General features: G+C 45.9%; 3 protein-coding genes. All 3 read right to left on the bottom strand.

The window, feature by feature from the left end; all coding sequences use genetic code 11:
* The coding region (locus QVO39_RS08990; protein WP_288171978.1) for a glucose-6-phosphate isomerase at positions 1–1,225 on the bottom strand (1,225 nt) is incomplete at its 3' end.
* Positions 1,226–1,236: 11 nt separating this feature from the next.
* Positions 1,237–2,241 carry an NAD(P)H-dependent glycerol-3-phosphate dehydrogenase gene (locus QVO39_RS08985; protein ID WP_018028148.1) on the bottom strand — a complete coding sequence of 335 codons (1,005 nt, stop codon included), beginning with the start codon at positions 2,239–2,241 and terminating at the stop codon, positions 1,237–1,239.
* Positions 2,234–2,753: amino acid--tRNA ligase-related protein (locus QVO39_RS08980; RefSeq protein WP_288171977.1), on the bottom strand; the 520-nt coding region annotated here is incomplete at its 5' end. The genes QVO39_RS08980 and QVO39_RS08985, both read right to left, overlap by 8 nt.

Genomic DNA, 2,753 nt, shown 5'->3' with positions numbered 1-2,753 from the left:
TGACCCCAGTGAGGTATCCACTAATCGCTACCAGCTTCTCAAAGTAATAAAAGAGTTGCCCAATATTGTATGCATCTAGCCGTGGTAAGGTGATATTAACTAGTGGCACGCTTCCATCTAGGTGAGCCAACATAGTCCCTTTCTCAGCCTGTTTGTTGACAAAACTAATCCGTTTACCGGCAATAAAATTAAGTCCATCAAGATTCTCCTGATCACTTGGTATCTCAAGACGGTGCTCGCTCTCATCTATCGTCACAAAGGTCTCAAAGATGATCCGCTCCCCATCTTGGATCCACTGCCCCATAGAGTGGAGGTCGGTGGTGAAGTCCACAGCAGCTGGGAATATTCCTTTGTGGTCTTTTCCTTCACTCTCTCCGAATAATTGTTTCCACCACTCATTAATATAGTGCATCTTGGGATGAAAGTTGACTAAAAGCTCAATCTTCTTGCCACTCTGATATAGGGCAATTCGTGTGGCAGCGTGTTGCTCTACAATAGTCGCCTCACTGCTATTAATATCTAGCTTTTGAGCCATATCTTTCGCTCCATTAACCAAGGCCTTAATATCAAAGCCTGCGGTAGCTATAGGTAGTAGACCTACTGGGGTCAGTACGCTAAAGCGCCCACCTACATTGTCTGGGATAATATAGCTCTTGTATCCTTTCTTATCGGCAAGTGTGCGTAGGGCTCCCTTTGAATGGTCGGTAATGGCTACGATATGTTGGCGAGCAAAGTCTTCTCCCTCCTGCTCCTCTAGCAGTTGCTTAAGAAGACGGAAGGCAATAGCTGGCTCAGTTGTAGTACCACTCTTTGAGATGTTGATAAGCCCAAACTTATGCCCCTTCACTAGGCCCAGAAGCTCTGAAAGATAATCCTCAGAGATGTGGTGACCTGCAAATAGCAAGTGGGCACCCGTGGCTAGTTTTAGATGGGCAAACGAGTCCGAAAGAGCTTCAACCACCGCTTTGATACCTAGGTAGGAACCACCAATGCCGATTGAGATAACGTACTCACAATCTTCCCGTAGCCTATCAGCAGTCTTTTGGATATCTGCTATCATTTCATCAGAGATCTCAAATGGAAGCTCTCTCCAGCCTAGGAAGTCTTTTCCCTTGCCCTCTTCGGAGTGTAGGAGTTGGTGACTCTCTTTAGCTTTTGGCAAGAGTGCTTCATAAAGACTCTTCACCTTATTATCTCTAAGAGCATTATTTATATTTACTTTCATCTTATCTTTATTTACTTAAGTTTTAAGCTCAGTTTTTCGAAGGTTTCCCGTGCATTCTCCTTCTTGTAGAGGAGGTCATAGACAGCTTGTGCTATAGGCAGCTCAATTCGGTGCTTTTTCAGGAGTACGTGGATGCACTTCGCCCCATAATATCCCTCTGGTGTCAGCTCCATTTCATCTTGTGCCTGCATCACCGAGTACCCTTTTCCTATCAGAGTGCCGAGAGTGCGGTTGCGACTGTAGCGAGAGTAGCCAGTTACCAATAGGTCACCAAGGTATACAGAGTCATTTATATTTCGCTCCGCATCAGTCACTTCCGAAAGGAAGTAGTCCATCTCCTTTATCGCGTTGGAGAGCAGTACCGCTTGGAAGTTATCTCCCATGCGAAGGCTTTGGCATACCCCAGCAGCTATAGCGTAGATGTTCTTTAGTACACTCCCCAGCTCTATTCCACGTACGTCCGTACTGACATTACAAAACGTGTAATCAGAATTAAATATCTGACTCATCTGCTCTGCCCTCTTCCCATTACTACAAGCCAATGTGAGGTAGCTCAATCGCTCAAGTGCCACCTCCTCTGCGTGAGTTGGACCACTGATTACTGCTATTTGTTCCTCTGGTATCTGTAGTTGGTCGCTCAAGTAGTCCGAAATCACCACATAGTTGTCAGGTATAATACCCTTAACTGCGTTGAGAATGGTTTTTTTCTGAAGCGAGCCAGGCTTTGCTTTATCAAGTGTTCCCTTGATGTAAGGGGATGGGGTCACTAATATAAGAGTGTCCGACTTAGCTACGATCTTAGGAATATCCGTAAAGAAATCAATCCTATCTGTATCAAAAATCTGACTAGTAAGGTAGGTGGGGTTGTGCTGCGAGTGCTTAAACTGCCGCACCGTCTCTCCGAAGCGGAAGTACCAATTGATACGCTCCTCATGCTCCAAGACAATCTTGGCAAGAGCAGTGCCCCAGCTACCGCTACCGATGATCCCTATTTTACCCGGTTGCCAGTTACTCATCGTCTTTTTCTGTTGTTTCACTCTTCGCCTTTACCTCGGGTTTCATTTGAGGGAATAGAAGCACCTCTTGTATGCTTTCTTGTCCCGTCAATAGCATCACAAAGCGATCCATTCCGATTCCCATACCGCTAGTTGGTGGCATACCATACTCCAGAGCTCTTACAAAGTCTTGGTCAATCAGCATCGCCTCATCATCTCCTTTCTCCGAAAGCTCCATCTGATGTTGGAAACGCTCCAATTGGTCAATTGGGTCGTTCAACTCCGAATAGGCATTGAGAAGCTCCTTGCCATTGACCATTAATTCGAAGCGCTCCGTAATTTCTGGTTCTGTGCGGTGCATCTTCGTAAGTGGCGACATCTCCACAGGATAGTCGGTAATATAGGTCGGTTGAATATAATTACCCTCACACTTCTCACCGAATAGCTCATCAATCAGCTTTCCCTTGCCCATGGTTTTATCCACAGCTATTCCCTGAGCCTTACATGCTTCACGGAGCTCCTCCTCGCTCTTT

The sequence above is a fragment of the Porphyromonas sp. CAG:1061 genome (assembly GCF_000435035.1).
Classification (GTDB): Bacteria; Bacteroidota; Bacteroidia; order Bacteroidales; family Porphyromonadaceae; genus Porphyromonas_A; species Porphyromonas_A somerae.
The sequence above is the reverse complement of the archived record's forward strand: the minus strand, read 5'-3'. Positions and strand labels throughout refer to the sequence as shown.

Excerpts from the sequence above, each read along its gene's own strand:
- QVO39_RS08985 (WP_018028148.1), bottom strand. The coding sequence starts at position 2,241 with ATGAGTAACTGGCAACCGGGTAAAATAGGGATCATCGGTAGCGGTAGC.